Origin of the sequence: Candidatus Mycobacterium methanotrophicum (assembly GCF_023515995.1) — a bacterium.
GTDB lineage: Bacteria > Actinomycetota > Actinomycetes > Mycobacteriales > Mycobacteriaceae > Mycobacterium > Mycobacterium methanotrophicum.
This window is the reverse complement of sequence record NZ_CP097320.1, coordinates 2,741,545-2,767,147: the sequence shown is the minus strand read 5'-3', so window position 1 is coordinate 2,767,147 and position 25,603 is coordinate 2,741,545. Positions and strand designations below refer to the sequence as shown.

Annotated in this window: 21 protein-coding genes, 1 tRNA gene, 1 other RNA gene and 6 pseudogenes; 19 read left to right on the top strand and 10 right to left on the bottom strand. The window is 65.2% G+C overall.

The window, feature by feature from the left end; all coding sequences use genetic code 11:
* Positions 1-853: 853 nt before the first annotated feature.
* Positions 854-936: transfer RNA gene (locus tag M5I08_RS14370), tRNA-Leu, on the top strand.
* Positions 937-1,120: 184 nt separating this feature from the next.
* A complete protein-coding gene (locus M5I08_RS14365) occupies positions 1,121-1,450 on the top strand; it encodes a DUF732 domain-containing protein (protein ID WP_219068796.1) in 330 nt (109 codons plus the stop codon).
* Between the two features lie 177 nt (positions 1,451-1,627).
* Here the strand turns inward: M5I08_RS14365 and M5I08_RS26870 are convergent, their stop codons facing one another.
* A complete protein-coding gene (locus M5I08_RS26870) occupies positions 1,628-1,810 on the bottom strand; it encodes a lipoprotein LpqH (RefSeq protein WP_370328643.1) in 183 nt (60 codons plus the stop codon).
* Between the two features lie 62 nt (positions 1,811-1,872).
* A pseudogene (locus tag M5I08_RS26865) lies at positions 1,873-1,986 on the bottom strand (hypothetical protein); the annotation flags it as partial.
* Between the two features lie 12 nt (positions 1,987-1,998).
* On the opposite strand from M5I08_RS26865, the pseudogene M5I08_RS14360 reads away from it, so the two are divergent.
* Both M5I08_RS14360 and M5I08_RS14355 read left to right on the top strand, forming a co-directional pair.
* Positions 1,999-2,454, top strand: a pseudogene (locus M5I08_RS14360) (CoA transferase); the annotation flags it as partial.
* A gap of 19 nt (positions 2,455-2,473) precedes the next feature.
* Positions 2,474-3,501: pseudogene (locus M5I08_RS14355) on the top strand (acyl-CoA dehydrogenase family protein); the annotation flags it as partial.
* A gap of 201 nt (positions 3,502-3,702) precedes the next feature.
* Here M5I08_RS14355 and M5I08_RS14350 read toward each other — a convergent pair.
* A complete protein-coding gene (locus M5I08_RS14350; protein WP_249762792.1) occupies positions 3,703-5,205 on the bottom strand; it encodes an IS1380 family transposase in 1,503 nt (500 codons plus the stop codon).
* 74 nt (positions 5,206-5,279) lie between these two features.
* Between M5I08_RS14350 and M5I08_RS14345 the strand changes: the two are divergent.
* The 5 genes and pseudogenes from M5I08_RS14345 to rnpB all read left to right on the top strand — a co-directional run.
* Positions 5,280-5,381, top strand: a pseudogene (locus tag M5I08_RS14345) (acyl-CoA dehydrogenase family protein); the annotation flags it as partial.
* A gap of 1,258 nt (positions 5,382-6,639) precedes the next feature.
* A complete protein-coding gene (locus M5I08_RS14340; RefSeq protein ID WP_249762791.1) occupies positions 6,640-8,154 on the top strand; it encodes a transposase in 1,515 nt (504 codons plus the stop codon).
* A gap of 233 nt (positions 8,155-8,387) precedes the next feature.
* On the top strand, positions 8,388-8,810 hold the full coding sequence (locus M5I08_RS14335) for a helix-turn-helix domain-containing protein (RefSeq protein ID WP_249762790.1): 423 nt from the start codon (positions 8,388-8,390) through the stop codon (positions 8,808-8,810).
* On the top strand, positions 8,807-9,532 hold the full coding sequence (locus M5I08_RS14330) for a phage integrase central domain-containing protein (protein WP_249762789.1): 726 nt from the start codon (positions 8,807-8,809) through the stop codon (positions 9,530-9,532). The genes M5I08_RS14335 and M5I08_RS14330 overlap by 4 nt, the downstream gene beginning before the upstream one ends.
* 6 nt (positions 9,533-9,538) lie before the next feature.
* Positions 9,539-9,924, top strand: an RNA gene (gene rnpB, locus M5I08_RS14325) — RNase P RNA component class A.
* A 179-nt stretch (positions 9,925-10,103) separates the two neighbouring features.
* Here the strand turns inward: rnpB and M5I08_RS14320 are convergent.
* Positions 10,104-10,307, bottom strand: a pseudogene (locus tag M5I08_RS14320) (tyrosine-type recombinase/integrase); the annotation flags it as partial.
* A gap of 103 nt (positions 10,308-10,410) precedes the next feature.
* Here M5I08_RS14320 and M5I08_RS14315 point away from each other — a divergent pair.
* From M5I08_RS14315 to M5I08_RS26855, 5 genes are all read left to right on the top strand, one after another.
* Positions 10,411-10,536: a hypothetical protein gene (locus M5I08_RS14315; protein ID WP_249762788.1), complete on the top strand. Its 126-nt coding sequence runs from the start codon at positions 10,411-10,413 to the stop codon at positions 10,534-10,536.
* Between the two features lie 197 nt (positions 10,537-10,733).
* On the top strand, positions 10,734-10,916 hold the full coding sequence (locus M5I08_RS14310) for a site-specific integrase (RefSeq protein WP_249762787.1): 183 nt from the start codon (positions 10,734-10,736) through the stop codon (positions 10,914-10,916).
* Positions 10,913-11,047, top strand: a complete 135-nt coding sequence (locus M5I08_RS26860) for a hypothetical protein (RefSeq protein ID WP_307728267.1) — start codon at positions 10,913-10,915, stop codon at positions 11,045-11,047. The genes M5I08_RS14310 and M5I08_RS26860 overlap by 4 nt, the downstream gene beginning before the upstream one ends.
* Positions 11,017-12,108, top strand: a complete 1,092-nt coding sequence (locus tag M5I08_RS14305) for a tyrosine-type recombinase/integrase (RefSeq protein WP_307728268.1) — start codon at positions 11,017-11,019, stop codon at positions 12,106-12,108. Before M5I08_RS26860 ends, M5I08_RS14305 begins: the two co-directional genes overlap by 31 nt.
* Complete coding sequence (locus M5I08_RS26855) at positions 12,105-12,542, top strand: PIN domain-containing protein (RefSeq protein WP_219070437.1); 438 nt, start codon at positions 12,105-12,107, stop codon at positions 12,540-12,542. Before M5I08_RS14305 ends, M5I08_RS26855 begins: the two co-directional genes overlap by 4 nt.
* 198 nt (positions 12,543-12,740) lie before the next feature.
* Here the strand turns inward: M5I08_RS26855 and M5I08_RS14295 are convergent, their stop codons facing one another.
* Positions 12,741-15,608 (bottom strand): MMPL/RND family transporter, encoded by a 2,868-nt coding sequence (locus M5I08_RS14295; protein WP_219070435.1) that lies wholly within the window; start codon positions 15,606-15,608, stop codon positions 12,741-12,743.
* A complete protein-coding gene (locus M5I08_RS14290; RefSeq protein WP_219070433.1) occupies positions 15,605-16,030 on the bottom strand; it encodes an MmpS family transport accessory protein in 426 nt (141 codons plus the stop codon). Before M5I08_RS14290 ends, M5I08_RS14295 begins: the two co-directional genes overlap by 4 nt.
* Positions 16,031-16,292: 262 nt before the next feature.
* On the opposite strand from M5I08_RS14290, the gene M5I08_RS14285 reads away from it, so the two are divergent.
* Positions 16,293-17,087 (top strand): helix-turn-helix transcriptional regulator, encoded by a 795-nt coding sequence (locus tag M5I08_RS14285; protein ID WP_219070431.1) that lies wholly within the window; start codon positions 16,293-16,295, stop codon positions 17,085-17,087.
* 770 nt (positions 17,088-17,857) lie between these two features.
* Positions 17,858-19,669 carry a group II intron reverse transcriptase/maturase gene (gene ltrA / locus M5I08_RS14280; RefSeq protein ID WP_219070869.1) on the top strand — a complete coding sequence of 604 codons (1,812 nt, stop codon included), beginning with the start codon at positions 17,858-17,860 and terminating at the stop codon, positions 19,667-19,669.
* Between the two features lie 144 nt (positions 19,670-19,813).
* Here the strand turns inward: ltrA and M5I08_RS14275 are convergent, their stop codons facing one another.
* From M5I08_RS14275 to M5I08_RS14265, 3 genes and pseudogenes are all read right to left on the bottom strand, one after another.
* Entirely contained in the window at positions 19,814-21,346 is a 1,533-nt protein-coding gene (locus tag M5I08_RS14275; RefSeq protein WP_249762785.1) for a helix-turn-helix domain-containing protein, read from the bottom strand.
* Positions 21,333-21,491, bottom strand: coding sequence for a hypothetical protein (locus M5I08_RS14270; protein WP_249763455.1), 159 nt, complete (start codon positions 21,489-21,491; stop codon positions 21,333-21,335). The genes M5I08_RS14275 and M5I08_RS14270 overlap by 14 nt, the downstream gene beginning before the upstream one ends.
* Positions 21,492-21,513: 22 nt before the next feature.
* A pseudogene (locus M5I08_RS14265) lies at positions 21,514-21,669 on the bottom strand (putative quinol monooxygenase); the annotation flags it as partial.
* A 296-nt stretch (positions 21,670-21,965) separates the two neighbouring features.
* On the opposite strand from M5I08_RS14265, the gene M5I08_RS14260 reads away from it, so the two are divergent.
* The 3 genes from M5I08_RS14260 (at position 21,966) to M5I08_RS14250 (ending at position 25,412) form a co-directional block, all read left to right on the top strand.
* On the top strand, positions 21,966-22,307 hold the full coding sequence (locus M5I08_RS14260; RefSeq protein ID WP_219070316.1) for an SCO3933 family regulatory protein: 342 nt from the start codon (positions 21,966-21,968) through the stop codon (positions 22,305-22,307).
* Positions 22,308-22,404: 97 nt separating this feature from the next.
* On the top strand, positions 22,405-23,805 hold the full coding sequence (locus tag M5I08_RS14255; protein WP_219070314.1) for an FtsK/SpoIIIE domain-containing protein: 1,401 nt from the start codon (positions 22,405-22,407) through the stop codon (positions 23,803-23,805).
* Positions 23,802-25,412 carry a replication initiator gene (locus tag M5I08_RS14250; RefSeq protein WP_219070312.1) on the top strand — a complete coding sequence of 537 codons (1,611 nt, stop codon included), beginning with the start codon at positions 23,802-23,804 and terminating at the stop codon, positions 25,410-25,412. Before M5I08_RS14255 ends, M5I08_RS14250 begins: the two co-directional genes overlap by 4 nt.
* Here M5I08_RS14250 and M5I08_RS14245 read toward each other — a convergent pair.
* Positions 25,375-25,566 carry a hypothetical protein gene (locus M5I08_RS14245; RefSeq protein WP_219070311.1) on the bottom strand — a complete coding sequence of 64 codons (192 nt, stop codon included), beginning with the start codon at positions 25,564-25,566 and terminating at the stop codon, positions 25,375-25,377. The two genes, M5I08_RS14250 and M5I08_RS14245, sit on opposite strands and share 38 nt — an antisense overlap.
* Positions 25,567-25,603: the final 37 nt, after the last annotated feature.

Below are 25,603 nucleotides of genomic sequence, written 5' to 3'. Positions count from 1 at the left end.
CCTTAAAAGGTACCCCGAGGCCCTTTGGGCAGGCTGCTCATACTTTCGGTCCGATGAAGGCTCTTCAAGGCGCGCCACCGCGGCCTTGCGGTAGACGGCGACCTCGAACCAACGCGGCCTTGTCCAGGGGATTCCCGAATCGTCGAGCGCCGCGCAGAACAGCCCGCGGATATCGTCGGATTGAGTCGAGAAGTGGTAACCGACGCTTTTAACTCCGCGATCGTTGGCCACCACGCGGCAGCCGTCGCTATCGATCAAGCCGCGAACGAATTCCTCGGTGGCCTCTTTGACGAGCTCTTCCTGCCACGGCTCCAGGCGAATCGGCCTCAAATGCTTTTTGCCCGGTCCGTGTTGAGGCAGAAGACACGGCCAGTGCTTGGAGTAGTGCGATACGTCGACGCATCCGCTGCGCCGCGGCACAATCGATGCGTGCTGCGCCGGAAACAGCGAGTCGATCGCCGCGCAACAGCGGTCGATAATCCCCGGGTATTTCTTGTCGAGGGTGACCCGGAGATGCCATGCTCGCGCATGCCGTGTGAGACATCCGTCGCCAAGGTAGAGACCAAGCAGATAGCAGTATGCAGCTGCCGGTAGGCCAGAGAAATCATGGACGCAGGGCGACGTGCCTGAGTTCCTTGGTCGAACTCGTGGCCGCCGCAGGTCGCACACTGCGCGACGTGGGATGATGCCAGTCTCTCGGGCAATGGCGCAGTCGTTCATACCCGCACCGATGAGGCGCTGTACGGCCTCGAACTCTTCTGTGGATCGCATCCTTTGGCCCCTTTCACCGCCACCGTAGGTTGGGGCCACTGACAGATTCATCGGTGATCGGAGCGGTACGATCGCTGGGCATGCGGGCGTGATGGAACGGCAGACATGCGGGCTTTAGGTGCCCGTGCTCGAAAGAGCGTGAGGGTTCAAATCCCTCCGCCCGCACCGATGTGTTGCCTACCTCTTTTCCCGGAGGTTCGTCGCCCCACGAAGTTCGGCGGGCCGCCGCTCGGCCGGTGAAGTGCGTCACCATCACCCGAGATCGGGCAGCCTTCCCACCGCTCAGGTGTTGGTAGACGGCAACGGCCACTAAATCCCGACGGTGGGCCCAACAGCTAGTGAGGCTGACATGCGGCAGAGCCAGCGCTTTCCCACGTCGTTTCGTGAGGGCGGCACGGGGTACGCAATGACGATGTTGTTGTCATTCATCTTCGCCGCCACAGCGACGGCGATGACGGTGACGTTTGCCGCGCCGGTGCAAGCCGCGACGATCGACAATCGTTTCGACATCTGCTCGGCATTGCGGAATGGCACAAGCTTGGCCACCATCGAAGCCACCCTCGAGGCCCGCGGCTACACAGCAACGAAAGCCGGCGCCCTGACCGGCACGACCATTCGCCGGCAGTGCCCGGATCAGGCTGCCGGCGTGATGGCGCAATTAGCCCGCCAGCGCCACTAAAAGGCCCTTCGACCTGTCACCATTGCGGTGTGAGCGCCGCAATTTGGGTGATAGTGGTTCTCTTGGCCATTGGCATCGTGGTCGAGAGCCTTGTTCGGCTTAGGAAGTGGCTCAATAACTCGCCGCCCTTCCCCAGATCCGAAGAGCCGCCCGACGGCGACACCTGATCGCCGTCGTTTAGCAGCCCACCTCGATCTTGAATGGCGCGGTAAGTGAGACGCGCGGATCGTCGAGCTTCGATCGTTCCGCGGTGCCTGTGATGGTGTAGGTGCCGTTGGCGAAAGCGGCTGTCGCATTACCAGCTCCGACGTCCGCGACACCGGTAAAGCCCGCGAAATTGTCGACGTTGACCGATTCGATTCAAGCTTCGGCTTTTCGGAATCGAGCTTGAGTATCACTCGGACCGTTGCGGACGCTGCGGCGATGTTCGCGGTCAACAGCCACTGAACCTGATTACACGTGATGGCGTGCGAGGTGCGGGTCTTGTTGTCGACAGTGATGCGAGCGGTTTTCTGGGCCACTTTGTCCGAACGCATGAAGCAGCGCGGCGTCACTTCAACGACCTGGTCGAGGTGTCCGGCACCGGCGCGGCCGTCGCGGCGCTCGCTACGTCGCTGGATGCGGACTTCGGCGACGAGGGCGAACGCTATCGATACCGCGACGTGCTCAGCGGCCTGTTCGCGACCTGGTTTGCCGACCACACCGCCGAGGAGATCACCGAGGCGCTGTCGGCCACCAGCGTATTGTTCGAGCGTTACCGGACGTTCGCGCAAGTTGCCGAAGACGAAAGGGTTACCGCGAATCCGTTGTTTTCCCGGCTACATCAAGAGGGCCTCGGGGATTATCTTGCGCCGGCGATGCCGGCCCTCTTCGACGACAGCCATCTCGCAAGCGAACCGGCGCCGACACTCGGCGCCGACACCGCCGAACTGCTCACCGAGCGGTTGGGATTGAGTGCAGTCGATATCGCGCGGCTAACCAGCGCTAAAACGATCGCCTGCTGACGAACGAGACGGGCGCCGCATGAGTAAACTTGCCGAGACCACCGGCCTCACCGAATTCCAAACCGAGATCATCGCCACCGTACGGCAATTCGTCGAGAAGGAGGTCATTCCCAACGCGCCGGAGCTCGAACGCACCGACACATGTCCGCAAGCCATCGTCGACCACATGCGGGACATGGGCCTATTCGGCATGATGATCCCCGAGAAGTGCGGCGGCCTGGGGGAGTCGCTGCTGACATATGCCCTATGCGTCGAAGAATTGGCTCGCGGTTGGATGAGCATCTCGGGGGTGCTCAATACACACTTCATCGTTGCCTACATGCTGCGCCAGCACGGCACCGATGCGCAGAAGCAACGCCTATTGCCGCGCATGGCAACTGGCGAGGTTCGAGGCGCGTTCTCCATGTCCGAACCGGAGTTGGGCTCCGACGTCGCCGCGATCCGCACCCGCGCCACACGCGACGCCGACGGCACTTGCACCATCAACGGCCAGAAGATGTGGCTGACCAATGGCGGCAGCTCTACCTTGGTTGCGGTACTCATTCGCACCGAGGAGGGCGCCGAATCGCCGCACCGCAATCTGACCGCCTTCCTCATCGAAAAGCCGACCGGCTTCGGCGAGGTGGCACCCGGTCTGGCTGATACCTGGCAAGATCGACAATTAGGCTACAAGGGCATTGACACCACGGAGCTCATCTTCGACGGATACGTCGCCGGTGCCGACGACATCTTGGGCGGTATCACCGGACAGGCTTCTACCAGATGATGGACGGCATCGAGGTCGGACGCGTCAACGTATCGGCTCGGGCGTGCGGAGTGGCTATCCGTGCCTTCGAACTCGCCGTGCGCTACGTCCAGCAGCGCCGCACCTTCGGCAAGCCAATCGCCGAACATCAGGCGATCGCGTTTCAAATCGCGGAAATGGCAACCAAAGTCGAGGCCGCACGTCTGATGATGGTCAACGCCGCCCGGCGGAAGGACTCCGGCGACCGCAACGACGTCGCCGCGGGCATGGCGAAATATCTCGCCAGCGAATTCTGCTCAGACCCGATTCCGCGAGTAAGCGGGGCGGCCGGGCAGTGATTCCACTGATCTTGAATTTTGGTGCGGGTTGGCGTGTGGGCGCAGGCCAGCAGCCCGGGTGTGTGCCCGGGAGCGTGGTTTGGGATTCAGGATCGGGCCGTGTGGGCGTGGATACAATCAGCGAAAGACGTTGCGCGGTAGTCTGTTCAGGTCGGCTACCGAGACTCAGGGCGGGTTGGGCAGTGCCCGCAGGCTGGTGAGGATGCGCTCGAGCAGCTCGCGCCCGCCGGGGGCGGGCCGCAGGATGAGTTGTCCGGCGTGGCGTACCAGCCTGGCCGGTATGGCGATGAGCCGGTGGCGCAGGGTGGCGATCATCGCTTTGCCGTCGCGTACGCCGTGGCCGGCGAGGATGTCGACGCCGGTGATGGTGGCGGTGAGCTGGTGCAGCCAGCCGGCGATACTCGCGGCGAGCAGCGCACCCCACATCCAGGCGGTGTTGACCGCCTGGTGCCCCGAGGGCAGGTGGCGCAGCGCGGCGCCGTGCTTGCTGTCGCGGAAGATGTTCTCCACGCTGGTGCGGTGCCGGTACCAGTGCTCGACGGCAGCCGCGGTGTCGGGGGTTGAAACGTCGAGGTTGGTCAGGATGAACGAGTAGGCGTAGATCGCGTCACTGTGGGCGAGTTCGTCGAGCGGCAGCGCACGCTGGTCGGGGTGCAGGGTGCGGCGGCGCCGCGACCGCGGGTCGGCGGAGACTTGGTCGGGCGACAACCGCACCCGCCGGATCAGCAGTCGGGTGCCTGCCGGCCAGTCGGTGGGTGCGTAGTCAGCGACTGCGACTTGCCCATCTTGCATGTCGATCGTTGCACGCCAATCGGTTTCGGCGATCCCGGACAGCAGCCGCCACAGTGGGGCGATGTGTTTGGCGCCGATCGCGAACGCGATGTTCTCCTCATCGGCGGCGCGGGCCAGCTGCCCGGCGAAGTAGCCGGCGTCGGCGCGCAACGCGACCTGTTCACGGCGGATCCGTCGCGGCAACCCCGCCAGGGCGCGTTTGAGCAGTTTGGCCGCGGTGGCGCGGGGATCGTCGACACCACTGCCCAGGTCGGCAGCCAGTGTGGTCTCGGTCTCGGCCCAGGTGGCCACATGCGGGCGGCCTACCCGCTGGCCCTGATGGTTGTAAGCCACGCCCTGCTTCTTGCGGCCGTAGACTTCCACGTCGGTGGCGTCCATGTCGATCGTCACCGGACCCGAAGTCAATGCCTCGACCCGCTGCGGCGCCAACAGTGCCAGCATCTTCTCGGTCACCGCGGCCAGCCCCGATTCCACCGCTCGCCACCGCTCATCGGTGAAGCGGCGCGCTAACCCGGCCGCAGTGGTCGAAGCCAGCCCCGGCACCGGCGACAGCGCCTGTCCAGTCGCATCGGTGCGGACCCGATCCAGCCCAACCAGGAAATCCTGCCCCGCCAGTTGCGCCGACGCTATCGCGACCAGCAGCTCACCGGCACCAAATCCCCTGTCGCGCTGTTTGATCGGACCCACCGCCGCATCCAACGCTGCGATCACATCCAGCCGGTCGCACAACTCGGTAACCGCGACCATCCCGCCGTTGCCGGTCAGGCTCGGATCCGGCGCGCCGACCCGCACCTGCCCACACACACCCTTGCCCAAACCACCGCGTATCCTGCTCACCAGATGGGTGCCCGCTTCCTGCTCGACAAATTGGCTCATATAAACCGAATTGTCCCAGGTCGCAACGGCATCCATCGCTAACCAGCAGCGCGTGTCACCCGCCTACTCGCGGATACGGGTCAGAAGTCACTCAGCAAAGCTTCCGCATCCATGGTGGCTATGGATACTCCAAGGAGTACGAAATCGAGCGGCTGATGCGCGACGCCCGCCTGCTGTGGGAACGAACGTGAACTGCGCAACCGCAAGGACCCCGAAAGCCCTAGCGTTGCGAACGGCGGGATCTGGGGGATCGGTGTCGACGCCCATGGATTGATCCACAACTCGGGCAACTCGCAAGCAACCCGCCATTGGCGCAGGGTGTTGCCGAACAGCACAGCTGATACGCGACTACCACGTCGGTCAGCCCCCGGGCGCCAATAACCATCCGGGATCCGAACGCTCTTAATCGATTGGGGTTGAGCTGGCAGCCACTCGACAACAGTCGAGCCGAGAAGTGCTTTTATGAGGTCGTCGTGGTCGACGTTGTTCCAGCACAGAAGCGCAACAACCAGTGGCTTGTCCAGTTTCCCGGAGCCGTATTTCGCCCCCTTCTTGTCGAGCCTCTTTCGTACCTCGGCGACGTCTTTGATCATCACAGCGCCGGGTGTGGGGTAGATAGCGATCATGCGTCTGTGCTTGCCGCGCCGCTCGGGAGGGACAGGCCACGCCTCAAAATGGAGCTTCCAGTCGCGGACCGTCAGCTCGAACCGAGGTCCGTCGAGGCCGGTTTCGACGTCGGCCCTTATGGCATCCGCGTCCAATGTTGCCAGCCACTCCTCTAATGGCTGGGTGACCTGGGATACCCGCGGTTGCGCTGTTCCAACTTGCTCGATGTCGAGGTTGACCATGAAGTCGGGGTGTTTGGCCCGGTTGGTGCATTCGCATATCCACGCCCGGCCGGCCGGGTTGTCGAAGTTGGCATCGCCGAACATGGTCACGCACTCGACATAGAAGCTGGTGGATTCACGGCTGACGAGAAGGTCAGGGTTCTTGGTGCTGCCGCTCATTGGCGGGTGCACCTCGACCTTGTACCCCAATCGGCGAAATACGGTGTATGTGTACAGCTCCCACCATGCGGGGAGATGCTGGTGCTCATCGGGATCCTGGAATCGGTTTCTCAGGTCGCAGCTGGCATCCGGATACTCCGCATACCAGCGCTCAAGTTCGGTTCGCACATTGTCCCAGAACGCGCCCGCGGACCGATTCAGAAAGTCGAAGGAAGGCTCAGTGTCTCTCGCTGGCGAGCTGTCCGTCCGCTGGCAATCGTCGAACAGCTTGTCGGGTGCCGGTTTTGCTGCGCTCACTGCTCGTCCGCCAGTATCTGCCGGCCTCACTGGGTGGCTGGTGTTTTTCGCGTGGCGTTGACCGGGTAACTGGGCGCGGTCAGCGAGAATGGTTGGGTGAGTTTGGGTTTGACGCCGAAGCAGGCGGATTTTGTGGCGGACGACGGTGGACTTCTGCGAGGGCCGGGTGGCGCCGGACTCGATTTACGGCGTGCTGCATCGGGAGTGCTTGAGCTTGTTCGGCGATGAGATGTTCGCTGACATGTTCACTGATGTGGGCCGGCGCAGTGTGCCGCCGACGATTGTGGCGGTGGTGATGGTGCTGCAGCGCATCGAGGGCCTCTCGGATCGGGAGGCGGTGCAGCGGTTCGCCTTCGACGCGCGCTGGAAGTATGCCGCCGGCGGGCTGGACTTCGATTATCCGGGGTTTGTGCACACGGTGCTGGTGGACATGCGCGCCCGGCTGGCCCGCTCGGATCGGCCGGACCGGATCTTCGAGGTGACGTTGCAGGCCGCCAAGGCCGCCGGGCTGGCCGGACGCAAGCGGGCGCTGGATTCGACCCCGCTGTATGACGCGGTGGCCACGATGGACACGGTCACGCTGATCCGCTCGGCGATCCGGGGGCTGTTGGCGGTGGCCGGCGCGGAGCTGCGCGCGCGGCTGCGCGCGCGGCTGTCCCGCGACGACGATTACGCGCGGGCGGGAAAACCGGTGTGTGACTACGACGATGCGGAGGCGCGCGAGGAGCTGGTGGACGCGCTGGCCCGCCACGGGCACAAGACCTCCGCGCGGGGTTTCGACGGATACAAGGGCCACATCGCGATCGACCCCGGCGCCGAGATCATCACCGCCGCCGAAGTCACCGCGGGCAGCGCCGGCGACGCCGAACCCGCCACCGACCTGCTGGCCGGCGACCTGCCCGCCCCGCCAACCGGCGACACCAACACCGCCGACGGCGATTGCGTTGATTCCCAGGACGACTCAAGCCTCGGTAGAAGTGCTGGCACGACGACCGCGGCCGGCGCGGCCGGACACGCTCACGGCGACGGTGACGGTGACGGGAGCGCCCCCAGCGTGCGCGGCGCCCAAGACCAGCCCGGGCCGGCGGTCTACGGCGACGCCGCCTACGGTGCGGGCAAGCTGCTGGCCGTGCTGGAAACCGCGGGCGCCGACATCGTCGCCAAGGTGCAGCCACCGACCGCGCCGGGCGGCCGCTACGCCAAGGACCGCTTCGCCATCGACCTGGCCGCGGGCACGGTCACCTGCCCGGGCGCGGTGGCCGTGCCGATCCGCCCGGCCACCGCCGGTGGCGGGACCGCGGTGTTCGGCCCGGCTTGCGCCTCCTGCCCACTGGCGGCCCAGTGCACCAGCTCGACCGCCGGGCGCACCATCGCGATCAGCCGCTACGAGGCCGAACTCACCCGCGCCCGCACCGCCCAAGCAGATCCGGCCTGGGTCGCCAACTACAAGGCCACCCGCCCGAAAGTGGAACGCAAGATCGGCCACCTGATGCGCCGCCGCCACGGCGGCCGCCGTGCGCGCATGCGCGGCACCACCAAGGCCGCCGCCGACTTCTCCCTACTGGCCGCCGCGATCAACCTCGCACGCCTGGGTGTGCTCGGAATACACCGGGAAGGCGCAAACTGGGCCGCAGCCGCGACCTGAGGCCGGCGGCGATGCCAACCGGCCCACCAGGACCGCCTCTAGACCGGCCAAGCAACGGAATCACCAATCCCGACAACCGAATTCACCCGAGCTAGGCCACTCACGATCACGCGAGCACTACCCGATAGCCCGACCGGTCAACCAGCGCGCCCACAATGGCCGTTCGACACCAACCACCTAGACGGGCCAACGCCTGACTGACCCCGCCTTCGGACATGCCCAGCGCATCGCCGATGTCCCGCAGCGTCAAGCCCATCCGCCGCCAAAAGTGGTCTGGTGACAGATTCAGTGAAGCCCTTGGTCGGCGGCTCAAGTCGCTGCGCGACGACAACGACATGACTCAGGGACAAACCGCAGAAGCGCTGAGCGCCAAGGGCATTCCGATGACCTGGACGCAGCTTGCGCGCCTTGAGAAGGGACAGCGGTCGCTCCGCGCCCTGAGCGAGGTGGCCGGCGAACTGGCCGACGCCGACACCAACGGCACGTACGGCCCGCTGGTTTCTGACAGCGAACGGGCGTGCGCGGCGCTCGACGCCGCCGAACAACTCCTCGCGAGCGTCGGAGAAACCATCAACCCGCAGGCCGCCGCGGCGATCAACGCAGGCGCCACCGCGATTCTGCGGCAATGGCTCGACGAACAGGAGGCAGGCAAGTGAGACGTAACCGCAGAGCCGGGGTGGAGGACCGCTGGCGCAAAACCGTTACCGAGCCCGACGGCACCAAACGCACAGTGCCATCGGCACGGGACGGCATCGGCCTGCGCTGGCTGGCCCGCTACGTCGACCAGGATGGCCGCGAGAACACGAAAGCGTTCGCGCGTAAGACCGACGCCCAGCGGTGGCTAGATGAAGTCACGGCAGCGGTAGTCACCGGCCAGTACGTCGACCCGAAGGCCGGGCAGATAACGTTCCGGGACTACGCCGAGCGGTGGCGAAAAAAGCAGGTACAGCGACCCAGCTCCCGCGTGCATGTCGAGACGATGCTGCGCAGGCATGCTTACCCGACCTTCGGCGGTCGTCACCTCACGGCGATCCTGCCCAGTGACATCCAAACGTGGATTAAAGGCTTGGAGTTGGCCCCGGCGACGGTCGGGGTGCTGCACGGCATCGTGTCAACGATCTTCAAGTCGGCGATCAGGGATCGGCGGGTCGCGTCCAACCCGTGCGACGGAACGAAGCTGCCGAAGGTGCAGCGCCCCCATGATGCCCAGGCGCCGCCGCACACGCCAACAAGGCCGCGCTTACCGCATCGACGCCGAACGCGCCCTCAACGCCGCCCACGTCGCCGAACGCAACAGGCCACCACCCTTCTGACCAGACCGGGAATGCCGCGTCGACGGTCGCTGGCAGCCGCATTATCCAGCGAGTACGGTATCTAGCGCGGACGAGTTGGCCGGGCGGCCGCGGCTCGCACACCGAGTCGAGGAAAGTCCGGACTTCACAGAGCAGGGTGATTGCTAACGGCAATCCGAGGTGACTCGCGGGAAAGTGCCACAGAAAACAAACCGCCACCCTTGTGGTGGTAAGGGTGAAACGGTGCGGTAAGAGCGCACCAGCATTCCGGGTGACCGGAATGGCTCGGCAAACCCCACCCGAAGCAAGGCCAAGAACACCGCACCACGGTGCGGTCGCGCAGGCGCCTGAGGGTTGCTCGCCCGAGCCTGCGGGTAGGCCGCTTGAGGCACCCGGTGACGGTGTGTCCAGATGGATGGTCGCCGCCGCGTTACTAGGTAGCGCGGAACAGAATCCGGCTTACAGGCCAACTCGCCCGCCCCGTCTCAAGTGACCAGCGTGTTCAGCCCGTCGCGGGCTTGCCAGTACGCAGTCGGTACGCAGTAGATCCCAGCACCAGTCGATCGCATCGCGGGTCCGGTCGTCGCTGTCCGGCCACAGGTGGCTGTAGGTGTCCAGGGTCTCGACGGCACTGGCGTGGCCTAGCCGCGCCTGGACGGTTTTCACGCTTTCGCCGTGGCGGATCAGCAAAGAGGCATAGTAGTGGCGCAGCGCGTGGAACCCGGTCCCGTGCGGCAGCTTGGCCTTCTTGACCGCCGCACGCCACCGGTACCCGAACGTGGAGCGGCTGATCGGCTTGCCCGACTGGGTGAATACCAAGGCGTCTGGCTCGGCTGGGAACGCTGCCAGGTGCGCTGCCAGCGTGTCGGCGACGACCTGGAGGAGTGGGATCGTTCGGTGACTCGCTCTGGTCTTTGGCCCGGCGACTTTCCAGGCGCTGCTGGGGCTGCTTGGCGTGTCCGGGATGCGCGTCGGTGAGGCGCTGCGGCTCTCACGCCCAGACGTCGACCTGACCGGCGGGGTGATAAGCATCCGGCACCCGAAGTTCGACCGGGAACGACTGGTGCCGTTGCACCCCCAGCAGCACTGAAGCCCTGCGCCGCTACGTCGCTCGCCGGGACCGGCTGTGCTCGAGCCCGGGCACCGAGGATGTTCTTCATCTCCGACACCGGATCGGCACTTCGATACCAGTCGGTGCGCTTGACATTCGTGACTGTGCTCGAGACGTCCGGGTTTCCCACGACCGCCGGTAGCAGGCCAAGGATTCATGATCTTCGTCATTCCGTGGTGGTCAACACTTTGATCGATTGGCAACGTGATGGCGTCGATATCGCCGCCGGGTTGCAGGTCCTGTCGACCTACCTCGGTCACGTCAACCCGGCCAGCACCTACTGGTACATAAGCGCCGTTCCCGAGTTGATGCAGCTCGCCGCCGCCGGTCTGGATCGCAGACCCGGGGGCCTGTCATGAGCGCGTTGGCGCCGCTGCTGCAGGCGTTTTTCACCGAGCGGCTCATCGCGCAACGCCGAGCAAGCACGCACACGATTTCCGGCTACCGAGACACGTTCCGCTGGACATCGCCGACATCGACGCGCCGCTGATCAGCGACTTCCTCGATCATCTGGAACACGAGCGAGGCAACCAGACACGGACCCGCAACAACCGCCTGGCAGCGATCCATTCCCTGTTCAGCTACGGCGCCCTCCGACATCCCGAACACGCCGCCACGATCCAACGGGTCCTGGCGATCCCGACCAAACGCTGCGATCGCAAGCTGGTCACCTACCTCACCCAGGCAGAGGTCGATGCCCTGCTGGCCGCCCCGGACCGGGCCACCTGGGCCGGCCGCCGCGACCACGCCATGCTCACGCTCACCGCTCAAACCGGGCTGCGGATCTCCGAAGTGACCGGCCTGACCATATCCGACGCCCACCTCGGAGTCGCCGCCTTCGTGCACTGCGTCGGCAAGGGACGCAAAGAACGCGCCACACCACTGACGCCGCTGACCGTGCAGGTGCTACGCGTCTGGCTTGCCGAACGCCGCGGCGAACCGCCGGATCCGCTGTTCCCGACCATCACCGGCCGACGGCTCAGTCACGACGCCGTCGAACACCGCTTGGCCCGGCACGTCGACACCGCCGGCAAGGCCTGTCCGTCGATGCGCACCAAACACGTCGGCATGCACACCCTTCGCCATTCGGCGGCCATGCGACTGCTGGAATCGGGCACCGACGTCACCGTGATCGCGCTCTGGCTCGGACACGAGCAGCCGTCCACGACCGCGCAGGTCTACCTCCACGCCGACATGACCCTGAAGGAACATGCGATCGCTCAGGTCACACCGCCCGGCACCGCACCCGGCCGCTACCGGCCCGGCGATACCCTGCTCGCCTTTGTTGCAAGTCGGGAATCTACCCCCTGCCAGTGGTCGCTCACCGGGCAGCGGATCCCAGATCTGATGAGGTGTCGGACGTCAGCACGCGACGGTAGGCTTGGCGTTGTGTCCAGTATCGAGCAGCCCGAAGAGCCGGTCGTGCGAACCTATACGCCCGATGAGGCAATCCGGCGCGCTCGGCCACTGCCCCCCCGTGATCGCCTCGTCATCGAGGATGTGCCCGAGGAGGAGTGGGCCGCCTTTCAGGCTGCACTAGCGGACGCATGACCAACACTCAGCCATCGAGTGTTGTCGTGGACACGATGGTCATCAGCTGGCTGTTTGATGACCGCCCCAATCGGCCCGCTGAGCACTACCGCATGCTGATCGGCCCAAAGCCCGTCCTGCTCGCGTTCCAAACCGTGATGGAACTCCGCTACGGAGTTCTGCGCGCCGGGTGGGGTCAACTGCGGCGCCGACGACTCGAACGCCGCATCGCTGAACTGACCGTCGTCCAGCCTGATGATGAGATGATCACCACGTGCGCCGCCTTGCGTGAGCACTGCGCACAGATCGGCCATGCGCTCGCCGGCAAGCTCCATGACGGAGACCGATGGATCGCAGCCGCCGCGATGCGCCTCGGCGTGCCACTGATCTCCCATGACGGGATATTCGATGGAGCACCCGGGCTTGAGTTCGTGACTGCCGCCGGCGACGAATAGCCCCCGCATTGCAAGACTGAAATTCCCGGATAGTGCAGCCGCGGCGATCTCCCTGCCACAATCCGGCAGAGCAATCACACCTGCCTCACGCATCGCGACCAACACCCCATACCCTCGTCGACGCATTCACCAGCTGTTTTGCATCGGACCCACGGCGCAACCGACATAGACAGCGCACCTTGGTCAAAACTCCGTCACCTACCCCCTTAGGAGAAGGGCGCGAACCAGCGGACGGGGTCCGACAGATCGGAGCAGTTCACTGGCAGGACGCGGGCGCACCCGTAGCGGCCACCAGAACCAGCGCCCCAGCAGGGTGGCGATGGACGGGATCATCAGCGAGCGCACGATGAGCGTGTCGACGAGCAGGCCCAGGCCGATGGTGGTGCCGCCCTGCTTGAGCGTGTACAGCTCGTTGACTCCCAAAGAGGCCATGGTGAAGGCGAACACCAGACCGGCCGCGGTCACCACGCCGCCCGTGCCACCGACAGAGCGGATGATGCCCGTCTTGATGCCGGCGCCGATTTCTTCCTTGAACCGCGAGACCAGCAACAGGTTGTAATCGGATCCCACGGCCAGCAGGATCGTGACCGAGAACGGCAGCGTCATCCAGTGCAATTCCAAGCCGTAGATGTGCTGCCAAATCAGCACGGAAAGCCCGAAACCCGTGGCCAGCGACAACAGCACCGTGCCGACGATCACCATCGAGGCGACCAGCGCGCGCGTGATGACCAGCATGACGACGAAGATCAGGATCAGCGCGGCGATGGCCTCGGTCATGACGTCGTATTTAATGGATTCTTGGATGTCTTTGTAGGCTGCGGCCGTGCCGCCGAGATACAGTTTCGCGCTGGCCAGCGGGGTTTCTTTCACAGCCTCTCGCGCGGCCTTGAGTTCTGCCTCGACGTGTGAAATTGCTGCCGGGCTCGCGGGGTCGATGTCGTGGGTGATGATCATCCGGGTGGATTTGCCGTCGGGGGAGACCAGCAGTCTTAGCCCTGTCTGGAAATCCGGGCTGCCGAACACCTCCGGCGGGATATAGAAAAGGCCGTCGATTTTAGCCTTGTCGAAATATTCACCCATGAGGGTGCTGGTGTCGGTCATGCGGTCGATTTGAGTGACCAGGCCGGAAAAGCTGCTGTAAAGGGTTAAAAACGTGGTCTGCATCGACTTTGCGACGGTGATCAACGGCGGGATCAACTTGACCAGCTTTCGGGACGCGTCAGCGCTGCTTTGGAGGTCTTTGGCTAGAGAATGGAAATTCTCGGCGAGTTGGTCGAAGCCGTCCAAAGCGTCGAAGATGGAGCGTAGCGACCAGCACATGGGGATATCGAAGCAATGTTTTTCCCAGTAGAAATAGCTGCGGATTGGCCGCCAGAAATCATCAAAATCTGCGATATGGTCGCGTATTTTGTCAGTAATAGCCGCGGTGTCAGCTGTGACTTTAGCGCTGTCGGTTATCGAATCGGCTAGCTCTTGTTGCACGGTGTACTGGTGCTCGAGAGTCGCAATCTGGGTGCCGAGGTCGTCGCGGCTCATTTTGAGAATATCCTCGAGCCGATCCTTCAGATATTGCAAGTTTTCTCTAATGGGAACCGACTGCATACCAACCGCAAACGGTATGGTGCCGTGCTCGATGTTGTATCCCAGCGGGCGGGTGATGCTTTGCACCCGCGCGATGCCCGGCACCCGGAATACGTGTTGGGCGATCTTGTCGAGGTCGAGCATATCCGCTGGATTCCGCAAATCGTGATCGGATTCGACCAGCAACAGATCGGGATTCAATCTGGCGTGGGTGAAATGCTCAGTGGCGGACCGGTCGCCGACGTTGGACACCAGGCTGGCCGGTACGTAGTAGCGGTCGTCGTAGTTGGTGTGGTAGCCCGGCAGCGTCAACCCTCCGACAATCGAGACAACCAGGGCGCTGGCCAGGATCGGGGCGGGCCATCGGACGGTGGCGGTCGCCAGGCGTCGCCACCCGTGGACGTTCAATTTCCGCTTGGCGTCGAGCAGGCCGAAGCGCGTGTCTACGGCCAGCAGAGCCGGAACCAACGTCAGCGAGGCCGCGATCACTATGAGCAGCGCCACCGCGCACGGTACCGCCAAGGTATTCAGATATGGCAGCCGCACCAACCGCAGACACAACATCGAGCCGGCGATGGTCAACCCCGAACCCAAGACGACGTGGACGACCCCGCGGTATGTCGTATAAAAAGCGGTCTCGCGGTCCTCGCCGCCCTGCCGGGCTTCGTGATAGCGGCCGAGAAAAAATATCGCGTAATCCGTCCCGGCTGCGATTGCCAGCGACATGAGCAGGCTGACGGAGAAAGTGGTGAAGCCGACGACGTGAAAACTGCCGATGAACGCCACGACTCCCCGCGACGCGGCCAACTCGACGAAGATCACGACCAGCACGATCAGCACGGTCACGATCGAGCGATAAACGATCAGCAGCATGATCGTGGCCACGGCGATCGTTATCAGCGTCCGTTTGATCAGGCCCCGGTCACCGGCTTCGGTGGTGTCGGTGGTCAACGGCGCCTGACCGGTGACATACGCCTTGACCCCCGCGGGCGGATGTGAGCGCGCCACAATGTCTTCGACCGAGTGCACCGACTCGTCGGCCGTCGTCGAGCCTTGATCCCCAGTGAGGTTGACCTGCACGTACGCGGCCTTGCTGTCGGCGCTCTGTTCGCCCCCCGCCGTGACTAATTCGCCCCAGTAGTTCTGGACCTTCTCGACATGCTTGGTGTCGCGCTCGAGCCGGCGCACCAGACCGTCGTAGTAGTGGCGGGCCGCGTCACCCAACGGCTGGTCACCCACTAGCACCACCATCGCGACGCTGTCGGAATCGAACTCGTGAAAAACCTTGCCCATGCGTTTCATCGCGACCAGCGACGGAGCGTCTTTGGGCAACAATCCCACCGAGTTTTCCCGTTCGACCACGTCTAGCCGCGGCACGAAGACGGTGACGACGACGGTAAGAGCCAGCCAGCCTAAGATGATCGGCACGGCCAGTCGCCGGATCACCCGCGCGAGGAATGGCCGTTCGTCGTGACCGCCGCTCACGCGGCCTTGTCCAGGCAGAAGACTTGCGCGTTGAGCCCAGTCGTGGACTCCTGGTCTCGGACCACTCCGTTGACGACGATGCGGCAGCCGATGGTGTTGCTGTCACCCTGGGCCACCACGTTGGTGAACACCCCGGGCAGGGTCGTGGTCACGGTGTACGACCATGGCAAGGTGGTGAAATCCGCCCGCTGCGGCTGGGCGTCCGCGTCCAGATAGTTGACAACTCCCGCGGTGCCCGGTGGACCGGTGACCTCATAAGTCACGTTCTTGACGTTGATCGGCACGATCTTTTCGACTGGGCCGGCTTCCGACAATCGGTTCGAACCAAAGAATCCTTGTAACCGGTAGGCCACGAACCCGCCGACGGCCACAACGGCAACGATCACCAGCGGAATCCATACGCGCTTGAGAGCTCCTAGCATCGCGGTCTATCTTCTCCGCGCGAAACCACGCTGTTCGGCGCTTCCCAGCGCGGCGCGCCGCAGTGTGAGTGGAGCGCGGTTCGTCGCCCGCGCCCCATCGATGGTTGGAAACCCCCCAGCGCCTGACACCAAGCAGCGAGAAGCGGACAGTCGACCGATGCCATAGTCACAGATAGTAGTTGGCGGCCGTGGCGGGTTGGCAGGGCGAACTTTACCTAGGAGTTTGACACCCAGGAAGATGCCGATGCGCTAACATCACGCCGTGACGACGACGCTGGGGGAGTTTCTTCGCGCGCGTCGCGAGGCGATAACGCCTCGCCCGGAGCGCGACGGCACGCTTCCGCCCCGGCGGCGGACCCCTGGGTTGCGCCGCGAGGAGGTTGCCGCGCGGGCCGGGATCAGTGCCGACTACTACGCCCGGTTGGAACAAGGACGAGAAAACCATCCCTCGGGACAGGTCCTGGACGCTTTGGTGGTCGCGCTCGGCCTGTCAGCAGACGAGGCCGGCTATCTGCACGACCTCTCGACCCCACGACACCGATGGCGGTGCAGAACCGGTTCCCCCCAGGACCCTGCGGAGTATCTGCGTCTGCTCATGCAGGCCTGGAGACTCGGTCCTGCCTACATCGTCAACCATCGATGCGACGTGCTGGCCGAAAACCCGCAAGCATCGCTGCTTTTCGAGCAATTCGAGATCACTGGAAATATTCTGCGCTTAATTTTCTTAGATCCCGAGGCGAAAAGCTTTTGGGTGAATTGGGAATCATACGCAAAAATGACTGTTGCCACACTGCACCGCATCATGGGTGCTGATATCGACCAGCCGGACGTGGTCGAGATCATTGACGAACTTTCCGGCAAGAGCACCGACTTCGTCAGGATGTGGAGAAGTCACGACGTCGGTTTCTCCGACGGCAAGGTGAAACGGCTCAAGCATCGCGATTTCGGCGAGCTCGAGTTCGGCTACGAGCTGCTTTCCGCCGCGAGTGCTCCGGGACAGGTTCTTGTGGTCCACACGAGCATGAACTCTTTGTTGCCGATCGGGCAATCGGCCTGAAGCACCCGGGTCCAGGCGTCATGATGACCTCTTTGGCCCGCCCGCATACCACCAGGCCATCATCGCTGAAGTAGCCCCAATCCCCGATCTCGATACCAGTAAAGAAAGTTCTCACGTGCGACGCGAGGTCGCGCATGGCGAGTGGACTCGCAGATTGGAGGCCGGTCATGCCGGGTGCGTAGTTCTCGATCAGTGTTCCAGATCGATCCCCGCCCTGGCGTGCGTCGACGGGCCGTGTCCGTGGGGGTGCGAAGCCCAGGGTAAAAGCCTAAGGGCCCCTGTTCCGTCTGGGGGAGCAACCGGGCGAGGGGAAGGCCGGACGGGTGAACGAAAGTGAACCCTCGATGATGCCTCGTTATTTCTAACCCTGGACGACGGGATGAATACCTGGGTGATAGGGCCTGGCCGCTGGAAGGGGCGGCAAGCGGCGACCGGGCAGTGAGGGCCGGTCGTGGGAACACCGCTGGCCTCGGGGTATAGGGGGCACCCACCCCGGCCGTGTCTCGTGTGCGTGGAACGTGGAAACCCCGTCGGGGTCCGGGCCGTCTTGGTCCGGTAGGCCGATCGCAAGAGGGGCGGAATCCCTCGGCGGGACAGGATGCCCAAGAAGCGGATGTCGGTGGCCGAAAGGCGACGGGACTCACGACAGCGTGGCTGCTGCTCCAGGCGGTCGTCGTGGGGAACCGACCGGATGCCGGCTTGTGCGGCCGGACTCGAAAGGGTGCTGACGTGGGCAGGTGAGCCTTTGAACACCGAGGCCGATGGCTTGGATGAACCGAAGGGGCAAGTTGGACACCATCGCGGTGAACGGACCCGAGGACGTCGCGCTCGACTGGGACGGCATTGACTGGCGTGCCCACGAGCAGAACGTAATCCGGTTGCGGCGCAGGATCTTCAAGGCGACGCGGGAGCAGGACTGGGCCACGGTCCGGTCGCTGCAGAAATTGATGCTGGGTTCCTGGTCGAACACGCTGGTCAGCGTGCGGCAGGTTACCCAGCGCAATGCTGGGCGTCGAACGGCCGGGATCGATGGGGAGGTTGCCCTGTCGCCGGAGGGGAGAGCGAACATGGCGGTGCGGGTGCATGACTCGCGGTCGTCGTGGGAGCCCTTGCCGGTTCGGCGCGTGTACATTCCGAAGGTTGGCGGCAAGCAGCGTCCGCTCGGTATTCCGGTGTTGATGGATCGGTGCCACCAGGCGCGGGTCCGCAACGCGCTGGAACCGGAGTGGGAAGCCCGGTTCGAAGCCCGCTCGTATGGGTTTCGGCCGGGACGCAGCTGCGCCGACGCAATTGGCGCCCTCTACATCACACTGAACGGGCCTCGCTCCCGACGGGTGTGGGTTCTGGATGCCGATCTGTCGGCCGCGTTCGACAGGATCGATCATGTCCGGCTGCTTGACGCGCTCGGCGGATTCCCCGCGCGGGAACTGATCGAGCGTTGGTTACGAGCCGGGGTGATCGAAAACAGACGGTTCGCGCCGACCGAGGAGGGTACTCCGCAGGGCGGCGTGATCAGTCCGTTGTTGATGAACGTGGCGCTGCACGGGCTGGAGGAGGCCGCCGGGGTCCGTTATCGTCGAACCGGTGTCAACGCCGGGACAACGGTTGCGGGAACCCCGATTCTGGTCAGGTATGCCGACGACTTCGCGGTCTGCTGTCATAGCCGGCAGCAGGCCGAGCAGGTCAAGGCGCAGCTTGCCCAATGGCTGGCGCCGAGGGGGCTGGTCTTCAACGAGGATAAGACACGCATCGTGCACCTCGAAGATGGCTTTGACTTTCTCGGTTTTAACCTGCGCCGATACCGGCGTGGTGGTCGGCCCGGCAAGTTGTTGATCACACCGAGCCAGGATGCGGTCAGGCGAATCCGGCGCAGGCTCGCCGACGAGGTACGCAGGATGCGTGGCTCCAACGCGATGGCCCTTATCGCCAGGCTCAACCCGATCATCCGGGGTTGGGCCGCCTACTACCGGGGGGTGGTGTCCAGCAAGGTGTTCGCGGCGCTGGACAGCCACGTGTGGTGTCTTACCTTTCGGTGGGCGCGCCGCACCCACCCCAATAAGTCGAGGAAGTGGGTCGTGCGCCGCTACTTCGGCAGGTTCAACCGGTTCAGGAATGACCGGTGGGTGTTCGGCGCCCGCGATCGGGTGCTTGACGATCGCGGGGGCATTGCCCACCTGATCAAGTTCTCTTGGACCGGAATCGTCCGGCACCGGCTGGTCGCGGGCGGGGCGTCTCCAGACGACCCCGACCTGACCCAGTACTGGGCCGTGCGGCGGCGAAAGATGTTGGCCCCGTTGGATAGCTACAACCTGCGCCTGCTCGCTGAGCAGGACGGGCGCTGTCCATTATGCGGGGACTACGTCCTTACCCCGGATCAGCCCCCGCAATCCCCGCACGAGTGGGGGCGCTGGTGGCTGAGCATCGTCAAACGGGCGATCGCCGCCGACTACCTCACCCATCACGGGCGAGGCGGCACGCCGGACGGAAACCGAACCCGCCTGGTACACACCTCATGCCACCGCCGCCTTCGGGCTCGCCGTGGCACGAGACCGGCACCCGCAACGCTCTCGGGGCTTGCTTGAGCCGTGTGCGGGGAAACTCGCTCGCGCGGTTCTGAGGGGGCCCCGGCGCAGCAATGCGCCGGGGCTACCCGACAAAGCAGGTCAGGGCCTGTTTTTGTTCTGGTTGGGTGGCCCGGCGCTGATGCTGCGGGGCGGCTCACTGGCCTACGGCGATACCGGTGTGTGCGCGGGCATCGCGGTCGCTTTCGTGGTGGCGACGTTCTCACATGGCTTGCCTGGCGAGCTGGTTGGTTGGCGGGCGGCGGACGCAGGGCGCAGTGTAGCGACCGGCGCGGACGGGAGCGCCAGCGGACGGAAGCGAAGGGAGCGCAGCGCAGCCCGGAGGTAGCCGCCCGCATTGTGGATCAGCTCGGGTGGGCGGTGTGCTTGGGGGCTGCGCGCTGCAAGATGAATGGCCGCGGTGGGCAGCGTTTGCCGAGCGGTGGGCACGTGGCTGGTGTGTCGGGGCCGTGCGGGAGCAGAGCCGGTCAGCCGTAGAGGCGTTGTCGGAGTTCGCGCAGGCCGGGTAGGCGTGGGCGTCGGTTGAGGGCTTCGATGTCGTCGATGAGTTCGGCGACACGTGGTGATTCGGCGAGTTCTTCGGGGGCGATCTGTTCGGCTTTGACCAGGGCCAGTAGTGCGCCGCGCCCGGAGCAGGTGAGCGCGGGCAATGTCGATGAGGTAGCGGGCTCGGCGTTCCGGTGAGAGCTGTTCGGGGTGGCGGACGTGGGCGGCACGGTCGAGGGCTTGTTGTCCGTTGCCGAGTTCGACGGCGACACCCACGGCGTGCATGGCCACATTGGTGGGGCCGAATTCGGTGTCGTGGTGGTTGCAGTCGCCACTCAGCACGGCGGCGAGCCGGCGTGCCACCGTCAAACACTGCTCGGCGGCCTCGGTGTTGGCGTCGCGGGCGTGCAGGATCGCCAGCAGCAGCGCGCTGGAGCCCACGAGCGAGATCAGGCCGTGATCGCCGTCGGCGATGATGGCGTCGTGGCGGCGGGTTGCTTGGGTCAAAACGTGGCGGGCCAGTGCTTGTTCGCTGGAGTCGAGCAGGGTGCGGGCCATCCGTAGTTGCCCGGCCAGGATCAGGGCGGGGTCGTGGGCTTGTTCGGCGGCGGCGATGGCGCGGTCGGCGGCCACCCACCCCGCACCACGGTCACCGACTTTGACCAGCATCGCCGCAGCGGCTTGATAGGTCTGGGCCAGCAGCGGAAGCAGTTCGGGCCGTTGAGTTTTCGCAGCGGTGCGGCTGGCGTTTTCCAGCTCGCTGATTAGGGCGGCGATGGCTGGTCCCATGTCGCGGTAGGCGCTGGCATGGATGCGCTCCCAGATGTGGCCGGTGCGCTGTCGCAGTGATTCCACATCGCAGGCCGGGCCATCGGCGACCGGTGTGATGATGCTGTCTGGGGCGGGGTGACCGGCGATGGCCAGACGAAGCTGCTCCACGTAGGGCCGGTTGCGGGCGGTCTCGGTGTCGGGTCCCAGCGTGGCCTCGATAAACTCCTGGAGTGGCGCTCCGAGCACCGCGGCCAGCCGTTGTATGACGGTGAGGTCGACCAGTCGTATTTCGCCGCGTTCGATCTGGGCAACCCAACTGACCGATCTGTGCATCTGGCCGGCCAAGCGCTCCCGTGACCAGTGCTTCTCGTTTCGGTAGCGGCCGACCAGCTCGCCAGGTGTGGGGTCAGCGCGCGGCACCGTCGCCTCGAAGCGGCCTGCCGTCGATTGCGCCGGTAACCGGCGTCAGCGTCCACACGTCGGGCGGGCCGGTCAGGTGTTGGGTCCGCTCGGCGAGGAACCGGCGGGTGTGCGGGGCGGGCCTCGTGCGCCTGAAACGCGTCATGGTTGCGGTAGCACTCGTAGAACACCCGCACGCTGGGCTCGCCGGCCTGGGTGTGGCTGGCGTAGACAATCGTGTCTGGTTCACCGGTGGTGATCGCGGCCAGCGTTTCGGTGACCAGTGCGTCGAAGGCGTCTTCGTGTCTGGCACGGACGCTGAACCTGACCAGCAGTGCGAACAATTCTCACTCCCAAAGCGGCGACATCGACCTGGCGCGTCGTTGTCGCCCGGCGTGCGCGGTTAGCGCACACCCTACCCGGCGGCATCGCTGACAGTAGTGACGGCAAGCGCACCCGCTGACACAACGGTGCCGGTCAGCGGACCGGTGCCCGGCAGTGGCGGCAGCGCACAGTTTTGCACAGTCGCACTCTGCGTTTTAGTCCGCCGCTAGTGGCCCCGGCTGGGGTCGGGCTGTGCTGGGTGATGCGTCCAACAACACCGTTGGGCCGGTCATCGAAAAGACAGGACACAACCATCATGAAACTGCGTATCGACACGACCGGGGTGACGTTTTTGTGCACTCGGATTCCTGAGCAGCGCACCAATTTCGACACCGGTGCACCGCGTGTGGACAAGGCCACCGGGCAGGCGTTGTGGCAGGTCCAGTTGATCGCCTTGGACGCCACCGGCGGGGAAGTGTTGGCAGTCACCGTGGTCGGTGAGCCGAAAGTCACGGTCGGCCAGCCGGTGGCGGTGGCGGGTTTGGTGGCGTTGCCGTGGTCGCAAGACGGCCGCTCGTGCATCGCGTATCGCGCCGAAGCCATCACCGGCACCGATCCCGCCGCGGCGGCCGCCAAGACGGGCCAGCAGGCCCGGTAACCACAGGGCCGGCCCGGCAGCCGCGCAGACCAGCGCGTAAGGGCTGCCGGGCCGGCAGCCCCGCCCCCCGTTCCGCTGTCAGTGAAGGAAGACCCTCATGTCGAACACCCCTAACCGTAAGAACCACAACACTAATCAATCAGCTGAGGATGACTGGGTCGGTGAGCTGATGATCGGATTGGTCAAAGCCGCCGGACAGTTGCTGTGGTGGGCGACCCTGTTTCCGGTCCTGAGCATCCCGGCCACGGTGGCGCTGTGGGCCGCGGTCAGTCACGGCGCCCGCGCCGGTGTGGTTACCGCCGCCGTGGAGGTCGCAGCCTACATTGGCTGGTCGGTGCTGGAGCCGTCATCGTTTAGCCGGTGGGTGACCAACCCGGTGCGGCAGAGTTTCTGGGCGTGGTGGCGCTACGGGCGTAACTGGGCGGCAGTGTGTGCCCTGCACGGGCTGACCGCCAAACTGGGTGAGCGCATCCTGGTCCCGGCTGTGGTGTCGGTGCGGATCGGCCGCCACGCCGACGTGCTGATCGTGAAGGTGGTGACCGGCCAGTCGATTGCTGACTGGCAAAAACGAGCGCCTGCGTTGGCGGCGACATGGGGAGCGGACCGGTTGACGATCCGCGCCACCACACCGGGGCAGCTGCGGATCATCATCGGCCGCGGCGATGTGCTCGGCCAGCCGATCGCGCTGCCCATGCCAACCCCAGGCAGCGCGGTTGATCTGGGCGCGGTGCGGGTCGGGGTCACCGAATCCCGGCGCTGGTGGACGCTGCCGGTGCTGGGCCAGCACATTCTGGTCGCCGGGGCCACCGGAGCCGGCAAGGGCTCGGTGCTGTGGTCGCTGATCGCCGGACTGGCGCCCCAAGTGAAAACCGGACGGGTGCGGCTGTGGGTGATCGACCCCAAAGGCGGCATGGAACTCGGCGCGGGGGCAGCGCTGTTCACCCGGTTCTGCTTCGACACCGGTGCACCCACCGTGGAGCTGCTGCGTGAACTGGTGGAGCTGATGCAGGTGCGCGCCGCCCGGCTACGCGGGCACACCCGCCTGCACACCCCCACCGTCGCCGAGCCGTTGATCGTGGTGATCATCGACGAGATCGCCGCCTTGACGGCCTATGTCAGCGACCGCAAACTGCGTGCCGAGATCGAAGGACTGCTCGGCCTGCTCCTGTCGCAGGGACGCGCGGTCGGGATTTCGGTGGTGGCCGCGGTGCAAGACCCGGCCAAAGATACTCTGCCGGTGCGTCAACTGTTCACCGTGCGCATCGGGCTGCGCCTGACCGAAGCCACCCAGACCGCGATGGTGCTCGGTCAAGGCGCCCGCGATGCCGGGGCCGAATGCGACCTGATCGCCGATGCCACCCCCGGCATCGGGTATGTGATGATCGACGGCACCGCCGACCCGGTACGCGTGCGGGCCTTCCACGTCACCGACCGCGACGTCAGCATTTTGGCCCGCACCTTTCGGGCACCGCGCCCCGGCGAACAGGGAAACCGGTGAGCACCGTAACGACGCAGAGCCCGGTGATCGTGCTGCCGGGCCAGCCGGCCACCGTCGATGCCGATGCGGTGATCACCCAGATGTGCCGGCGCGCCTCCTCGCCACGCTTCGAAATGTGGTGGCGGCGGGTGGAATCGGTCGGCTACTGCGCTCACCCGATCCAACTGGTCGGTGACGACCTCGGCGGGCGCCGGCATACGGTGTGGACGCGCTGCAACAACCGCCGCGCCGCCGTCTGCCCGTCGTGCGCGGACCTGTATGCCCGCGACACCTGGCAGCTGGTGCACGCCGGCGCCGCCGGCGGCCACCACGACGTACCTGCTGAGGTCGCCACTCATCCCCAGGTGTTCACCACCTTGACCGCACCGGGCTACGGGGCCGTGCACAACGCCACCGCCACCACCTGCCGCCCCCATCCAGTCGGCCCGGCAGTCAGATGCCGGCACGGTAACCCCCTGCGCTGCAACAGCATCCACACCGTTGATGATCCGGTGGTGGGGCAACCGTTGTGCGCGGACTGCTATGACTATCTCGGGCATGTGCTGTTCGCCTGGCATCTGCCCGAACTGTGGCGGCGCTTCACCATCACCCTACGACGCGCCATCACCACACACCTGAAAACGATTGGGCTATCCAGGGATTCAGTGCGGGTCGGTTTCGTGAAGGTCGTGGAGCTGCAAGCGCGTGCCATCCCGCATATTCACGCGCTGATCCGCCTCGACCCACCCGGGGATTGGCGTGCCAGCGACTCCGGTGACCACATCAATCATGGCCCCGCCGCCCCTCGGGGTGGTGGGGAGCCCCGTCACGGCCTCGGCCCACATCCCGGCTGGTCGTCACCGATCACCGCCACCGAGCTGACCGCGCTGATTCACCAGGCCGCCGGCCGCATCCGCATCGACGTACCCGCCGGCGACGATCACCGCGACCAGGACGGGGTGCGGACAGTGCGGTTCGGCACCCAAATCGACACCCAAGCATTGACACCCGAAACCACCACTGCGGCAAACGATCCCGTCGCAGCAGGAACCGCAACAAGCGCATCGTCGCGGCTTTCACCGCGCCGGGTCGCGGCATATTTGGCGAAATACGTCACCAAATCGCTGCACGACTTCGGCATCACCGCCCGACGCCTCTCCGCCGAGGCGATCAGCGAGCTGGCCATCAGCGACCATGTGCGCGCCATCCTGGCCACCATCGCCAAACTGAGCGAACACGCGGATACGTCGTTGGCCGGGATCGGGCGCTGGCTGCACACCCTGGGCTATCGCGGGCACATCACCACCAAATCCCGGCACTACTCGACCACCATAGGCGCCCTGCGCACCGCCCGCGCCACCTGGACCCGCCAACAGCTGACGATACACGAAACGCAACGAAACGAAACCCCACCCGGCGACGTGACCGGCCCCGACCGGCGGCCTCACACCCCGCTCGACCCCGACGAGCTGGCCTGGGAGTTCGACCACGCCGGACACGCCAGCGCCGGTGACCGCGTCCTGGTCATCTCCGCGGCCCTGCGCCACATCCAGGCTCGCATCACCGCCATCACCGAATCCCGCTCCGCGGTCAGGGGTAACCCGCCCACGCCACCGGGCGGCGGGTGATGGCCGCCGCACCCGCCGATGACAGCGCGAGCCCCAAAGGCCCCGGCGTGGCACCGTGGCATGAGCGGCCCGAGTTCATCGCCTGGCTGACCGCATCCTGCCAGCGCCACGACGTGCCGGTCACCGTGACCGACCCGGCCGTCATCGCCCGCATCGCCACCCTGCTCGGGGTGACACACCGACCGCAGACA

Coding starts and splice junctions, on each gene's coding strand:
- M5I08_RS26860 (WP_307728267.1), top strand. CDS start 10,913: ATGAGCGCGTTGGCGCCGCTGCTGCAGGCGTTTTTCACCGAGCGGCTC.
- M5I08_RS14260 (WP_219070316.1), top strand. CDS start 21,966: ATGAAACTGCGTATCGACACGACCGGGGTGACGTTTTTGTGCACTCGG.
- ltrA (WP_219070869.1), top strand. CDS start 17,858: ATGAACCGAAGGGGCAAGTTGGACACCATCGCGGTGAACGGACCCGAG.
- M5I08_RS14290 (WP_219070433.1), bottom strand. CDS start 16,030: ATGCTAGGAGCTCTCAAGCGCGTATGGATTCCGCTGGTGATCGTTGCC.
- M5I08_RS14350 (WP_249762792.1), bottom strand. CDS start 5,205: ATGAGCCAATTTGTCGAGCAGGAAGCGGGCACCCATCTGGTGAGCAGG.
- M5I08_RS14270 (WP_249763455.1), bottom strand. CDS start 21,491: ATGACGCGTTTCAGGCGCACGAGGCCCGCCCCGCACACCCGCCGGTTC.
- M5I08_RS14315 (WP_249762788.1), top strand. CDS start 10,411: ATGCGCGTCGGTGAGGCGCTGCGGCTCTCACGCCCAGACGTCGACCTG.
- M5I08_RS14245 (WP_219070311.1), bottom strand. CDS start 25,566: ATGCGGGCGATGACGGCCGGGTCGGTCACGGTGACCGGCACGTCGTGG.
- M5I08_RS26855 (WP_219070437.1), top strand. CDS start 12,105: ATGACCAACACTCAGCCATCGAGTGTTGTCGTGGACACGATGGTCATC.
- M5I08_RS14365 (WP_219068796.1), top strand. CDS start 1,121: ATGCGGCAGAGCCAGCGCTTTCCCACGTCGTTTCGTGAGGGCGGCACG.
- M5I08_RS14335 (WP_249762790.1), top strand. CDS start 8,388: ATGTCCCGCAGCGTCAAGCCCATCCGCCGCCAAAAGTGGTCTGGTGAC.
- M5I08_RS14255 (WP_219070314.1), top strand. CDS start 22,405: ATGTCGAACACCCCTAACCGTAAGAACCACAACACTAATCAATCAGCT.